General features: G+C 46.3%; 2 protein-coding genes and 2 rRNA genes (1 of these 4 cut by a window edge). All 4 read left to right on the forward strand.

The window, feature by feature from the left end; all coding sequences use genetic code 11:
• The first annotated feature begins 109 nt into the window (after positions 1-109).
• Positions 110-862, forward strand: coding sequence for a DUF2760 domain-containing protein (locus HUN05_13095; GenBank protein ID WDP85957.1), 753 nt, complete (start codon positions 110-112; stop codon positions 860-862).
• 33 nt (positions 863-895) lie between these two features.
• Positions 896-3,682, forward strand: a complete 2,787-nt coding sequence (locus HUN05_13100; GenBank protein ID WDP85958.1) for a hsp70 family protein — start codon at positions 896-898, stop codon at positions 3,680-3,682.
• 183 nt (positions 3,683-3,865) lie between these two features.
• A 16S ribosomal RNA gene (locus HUN05_13105) occupies positions 3,866-5,427 on the forward strand.
• 293 nt (positions 5,428-5,720) lie between these two features.
• A 23S ribosomal RNA gene (locus HUN05_13110) occupies positions 5,721-6,114 on the forward strand (it continues 2,593 nt past the right edge of the window).
• The 16S and 23S rRNA genes sit together here, the layout of an rRNA operon.

The raw sequence follows: 6,114 nt of genomic DNA on the forward strand, positions 1-6,114 counted from the left end.
TACCCATATTTTGTATTATTATGAAATACCATGTTGAAAAAACCGACATGGTATTTTTTTATGGATGGAACAGACTTTATTATAATAGGAAAATGAGGTTCGATTATAAATGTATAAACAATATCGGAAAAAATCGTTTTGGATAATTATGAGTTGTATGGTAATGCTCGCTTTAGCCGTGGGTGCCGGCGTTTATTACGGTCACCAGTGGCTGATATCCACCTACTCTTCTGACCAGGGACAATCGTTTCTGGTTGATAAGATTTCGGGTTTGATCTTTTTTTGGGACCAAGGCGGTTTTTTTCAATGGATTTTACCGGGGATTATACTGTTTTGTCTAATTTTCGGATTTGTTTTTTGGGCTGTGCTGTCGGTTTTGATTGCCAATATATTCAACCGTGATGAGGCAAAATCCAATCAGCCGAAATCAAACAAACTTTTGAAAAAGGATTTTGTCGATCACAAAATTGAACAGGAACGGAAAAGACGGCTCTTTTTGCATTCTTTATCCGTTCTTCAGCGGGAGGGGCGGCTGCTTGATTTTTTTGATGAAGATTTAAGTGTTTATGAAGACGGGCAGATTGGTGCTGCTGTGAGATCCATTCAAGAAGACTGCAAAAAAGCGATTAAAAAATATATTGATCTCAAACCGGTTGTTAAAGGGGAGGAAGGTGATTCAATCACCATTGATGACGGATTTGATATTGAGGCCATCAACCTGGTCGGGAACGTGTCAGGCCATCCGCCTTTTCAAGGGATCATAAAACATCCGGGGTGGAAAGCCGGTAAAAAAGAGGTGCCCAAGCTATCCGATATTCAGGATCCAGGGATCATGACACCTGCTGAAATTGAGATACAATAATACTATTGAGGTCATAAACGAACAGGAGTTGTTTTGGATTTTCAGGATAAACAATATGTAATAGGCATTGATCTGGGCACAACTAATTCTGCTGTATCCTACGTGGACATGGCAGGTTTAAAAAATGACTTGGACAAGACCCGGGCGGCTTTAGATAAAGACAAGGTGATCAAAGTCTTTAATATTCCCCAGCTGACAGGTCTCGGGGAATTGACAAAAATTCCGGTTCTTCCTTCCTTTTTATACATTCCTGGAGAATATGACATTTCAAAGGAGGTGCTCAAGCATCCATGGAAAAAAAGAGAAGACCTTTTCGCCGGCAGTTTTGCCAGGGACCATGGATCCAAGATTCCTTCAAGGCTGGTATCCTCGGCCAAAAGCTGGCTGTGCAACCCTTTGGCGGACCGAAGGGCTAAAATATTGCCCTGGGGATCTGAAGGGGTTGAAAAGGTTTCTCCGGTCATTGCCACGGCCGAATATCTGGGACATATCCGCAATGCCTGGAATCATTTTGTCAAAGATGAAGACAAGTTTATAGAAAATCAGTTTGTCGTGCTCACAGTGCCGGCTTCATTTAACGAAGAGGCAAGGGAAATGACCATGGAAGCGGTTGCCCTTGCAGGACTTGGAGAGTCTGTCACCCTTTTGGAGGAGCCTTTGGCGGCTTTTTATTCCTGGCTCATTCTCCATGAATCAGACTGGCAGAGCCAGGTGGGAGAAGAAGATCTGATTCTGGTCTGTGATGTGGGAGGGGGGACAACCGACTTTAGTTTGATCACCCTTAAGGAGACAGAGGGGTCGCCCCGTTTTGAGCGTGTTGCTGTCGGGGACCATTTGATATTGGGTGGAGATAACATTGATCTGGCCCTGGCTAAAATTGTGGAAAATAAATTTAACGCCAAGTCTTCATTAAGCTCGGATAAATGGAAAACCCTTTGTCACAGGTGCCGGGAGGCCAAAGAAAAAACCCTGGAGCATGGCGAACGTTCGGTTCGGATCACTTTAAAGGGTGAGGGCAGGGCGCTGATTGCAGGCACCCTGGCGGCAGATCTGACCCGGGGAGATATTGAAACGGTCTTACGGGGGCGGTTTTTTCCTGATGTGGATACAATTGAGTTTTCAGCACTTGAGCAGGGAAAAGAGATTGCCGATTTCGGGCTTCCCTTTGAAAAGGAGGCCTCTGTAAGCAAACACATTGTCCGGTTTCTTGAAAAACACAGGGACACGGTGAAAAATGTATTGAACAAAGAGGACCCCATGCCGGATTTCATCCTGTTCAACGGCGGGACTCTAAAACCATCTCTTGTTCAGTCCCGTATTAAAGAGGCGATCCGGCGGTGGTTCAAAACCTCTGAACCGAAAAAACCCATGATTTTGGAAAATGACCGGCCTGAACTGGCCGTGGGTATCGGGGCGTCTTACTATGGGCTTGTTAAACAGGGAATGGGGGTCAGGGTCGGCTCTGGGAGTCCAAGATCCTATTATCTTGGCATATCCACCCCATCTGAAAAAGATTTAAAGGCTGTTTGTCTTGTGGAAAGAGGGTTAGATGAGGGCTCGGTGATTGATTTGCCGGATATGTCCTTTGAAGTCCGGGCCAATCAACCGGTGAGTTTTGATGTGTTCAGTTCAAGCTTTCGTTCCGGTGATATGGCAGGGCATATTATTTCCATTGATGATTCCTTAACCCCCATGGCACCCATTCAGACCATTATTAAATTTGGTAAAAACGGGGATAAAAAACAGATTCCTATTACCATGGGGGCTGAATTTACCGAGATGGGAAGCCTTGCTATGTTTTGCCGTTCTGCTGTTAGTGACCATCAATGGAAACTTCAGTTCCAGTTGAGAACTTCGGGCAAGGGCATGGAAACCGGTGAAACAGAAGTGTATGAAGATGCCTTGATCAAAACAGCCTGTAAGCAAATTGAAAAGGTCTTCACCGGGGGATCTGAAATGGCCGATGGGTTACAGACCCTTGCCAAGACGCTGGAAACCTTGACGGAACAACGTAAGGTCAACTGGCCTTTGTCTTTTTTAAGGCAGCTGGCAGATCAGCTCATCAAGGTTGCGCCCAACCGTTGTATATCCGCAGCCCACGAGTCACGATGGCTTAACCTTGCAGGGTTCTGCATGCGACCTGGATTCGGGGATGCCTTTGATGAGGAACGGGCAAGAAAATTGTGGAAAGTCTATTTAGCAGGATTGACTTTTGATAAGGTTCAGCAAAACAGGGTGGAATGGTGGATATTTTTGCGCCGGATTGCCGCTGGTTTAAATGCGGGCCAGCAAAGACAATTTTTCCAAGACACCTCTTCTTTGCTGATTAAAAATACCAAAGGAAAATTGCCGCTTCAAGAGCAGGTGGAATTGTGGATGACCTCAGCCAACATGGAGCGGTTGCTGGTCAAGGATAAGGTGGTGTTGGCAAAAGCCCTTATGCCGCAGATTAAACCGGGAAAAAAAATGGATCGTTTGTTCTGGACCTTGTCAAGGTTTGGGGCCAGAGAGATGTTGTATGGATCCCTTGACAGGGTGATTCCGCCAGGAGAAATAAACAGATGGGTCCAGCAGATTATAAAAAAGAAATGGAAACAAACCGATCCGGTCCACACTCTTGTGGCATCTTTGGCAAGAAAGACCGGTGACAGGACCCGAGATTTGCCCGAAGAGATGATTGTCAAGATTATGGAGTGGATGAAAGATAGTGGTGCAGCAAAGAAAACACAAATCTTGATTCAAGAAAAAACCGGAATGGGGATGAAAGAAAAAAATCTTCAGTTTGGAGAGCGGTTGCCATCAGGTCTTATATTAAAATGAAATTAAAGTTAAGAAAGTTGTTGACATTTGGTTAGTGTTCTTATAGTATTGCCGAGTTCTTTTCGAGTGAGAATATTCACTTTTAAAGAGCAGGTTTGATCTTTGAAAATTGGTCAGTGAAGAAGAAAAGAGCAGGTCCGGCTTCGTTGGAAGCTGTGACCGCAAGTTTTAGTAAAAGGATTATAACTGGAGAGTTTGATCCTGGCTCAGAATGAACGCTGGCGGCGTGCTTAACACATGCAAGTCGAACGAGAAAGGGATTGCTTGCAATCCTGAGTAGAGTGGCGCACGGGTGAGTAACACGTAGATAATCTACCTTCAAACCTGGAATAACTATTCGAAAGGGTAGCTAATACCGGATAAAGTTGATCAGCATAAGTTGATCTATGAAAGATTGCCTCTTCTTGAAAGCAATCGTTTGGAGATGAGTCTGCGGACCATTAGTTTGTTGGTGGGGTAATGGCCTACCAAGACTGCGATGGTTAGCTGGTCTGAGAGGATGATCAGTCACACTGGAACTGGAACACGGTCCAGACTCCTACGGGAGGCAGCAGTGAGGAATTTTGCGCAATGGGGGAAACCCTGACGCAGCAACGCCGCGTGAGTGAAGAAGGCCTTTGGGTCGTAAAACTCTGTCAACTGGGAAGAAATTATAAATATCCAATAGGTGTTTATATTGACGGTACCAGTGGAGGAAGCGCCGGCTAACTCCGTGCCAGCAGCCGCGGTAACACGGGGGGCGCAAGCGTTATTCGGAATTATTGGGCGTAAAGGGCGCGTAGGCGGTCTTGTCGGTCAGATGTGAAAGCCCGGGGCTCAACCCTGGAAGTGCATTTGAAACAGCAAGACTTGAGTACGGGAGAGGAGAGCGGAATTCCTGGTGTAGAGGTGAAATTCGTAGATATCAGGAGGAACACCGATGGCGAAGGCAGCTCTCTGGACCGATACTGACGCTGAGGCGCGAAGGCGTGGGTAGCGAACAGGATTAGATACCCTGGTAGTCCACGCAGTAAACGTTGTTCACTCGGTGTGGCGGATATTAAAATCTGCTGTGCCCAAGCTAACGCAGTAAGTGAACCGCCTGGGGAGTACGGTCGCAAGACTAAAACTCAAAGGAATTGACGGGGGCCCGCACAAGCGGTGGAGCATGTGGTTTAATTCGACGCAACGCGAAGAACCTTACCTGGGTTTGACATCCTGTGAATCTTGTAGAGATACGAGAGTGCCTTCGGGAACACAGTGACAGGTGCTGCATGGCTGTCGTCAGCTCGTGTCGTGAGATGTTTGGTTAAGTCCAGCAACGAGCGCAACCCTTATCGTCAGTTGCCAGCACATAATGGTGGGAACTCTGGCGAGACTGCCCCGGTTAACGGGGAGGAAGGTGGGGATGACGTCAAGTCCTCATGGCCCTTATATCCAGGGCTACACACGTGCTACAATGGTAAATACAGAGGGCAGCGAACCTGCGAAGGTGAGCGAATCCCTAAAGTTTATCTCAGTCCGGATTGGAGTCTGCAACTCGACTCCATGAAGTTGGAATCGCTAGTAATCGCGGATCAGCATGCCGCGGTGAATATGTTCCCGGGCCTTGTACACACCGCCCGTCACACCATGGGAGTTGATTATACCCGACGTCGCTGGGCTAACCCTTCGGGGGGGCAGGCGCCTAAGGTATGGTTGATAACTGGGGTGAAGTCGTAACAAGGTAGCCGTTGAGGAATCAGCGGCTGGATCACCTCCTTTCTAAGGAAAGAAATTAGTAGTAAAATAGCTCTTCTCGGAATCACTGACCAACTTTGAGAGATCAAGACGGTGAAATTTAGTAGCCGGATGTCTCAAACGTTCTTTGACAATTTGTTGTAGTAGATAATATCAATTGCGCAGTTAATAAGATTTTTTATTAACTGATATATATAAACAGAGAAACCTGATCTTTGGATCAGGCGGATCTGGCAGTTGTTATCGAAGAATTCGATGAATTCTTCGATAACAATATGTTCGCATCAAAGCGTTTAAACTTATTTGTGGAATTAAATAGTGGCTAAGCTACTAAGAGCAAACGGTGGATGCCTTGGTGTCAAGTGAAGAAGAAAGACGTGGAAAGCTGCGAAAAGCTTCGGGGAGGAGCTAAACATCCTTTGATCCGGAGATCTCTGAATGGGGCAACCCGGCACGATTAATATTGTGTCATCCTTATCTGAATACATAGGGTAAGGAAGCCAACGGGGAGAACTGAAACATCTTAGTACCCCCAGGAATAGAAAGTAATAACGATTTCCCTAGTAGCGGCGAGCGAACGGGAACCAGCCCAAACCGTGTATGTGTCAAGCCCAAAAGCGTTGCATGCATGGGGTCGCGGGATAATACTTGTAAGGGTTTTGGACCTTGCGGGAAGTCAAAAAATTAATTGTTAGCTGAACAAGCTGGAAAGC

The organism is Desulfobacter sp. (assembly GCA_028768545.1).
Lineage (GTDB): Bacteria > Desulfobacterota > Desulfobacteria > Desulfobacterales > Desulfobacteraceae > Desulfobacter.

Excerpts from the sequence above, each read along its gene's own strand:
- HUN05_13095 (WDP85957.1), top strand. The coding sequence starts at position 110 with ATGTATAAACAATATCGGAAAAAATCGTTTTGGATAATTATGAGTTGT.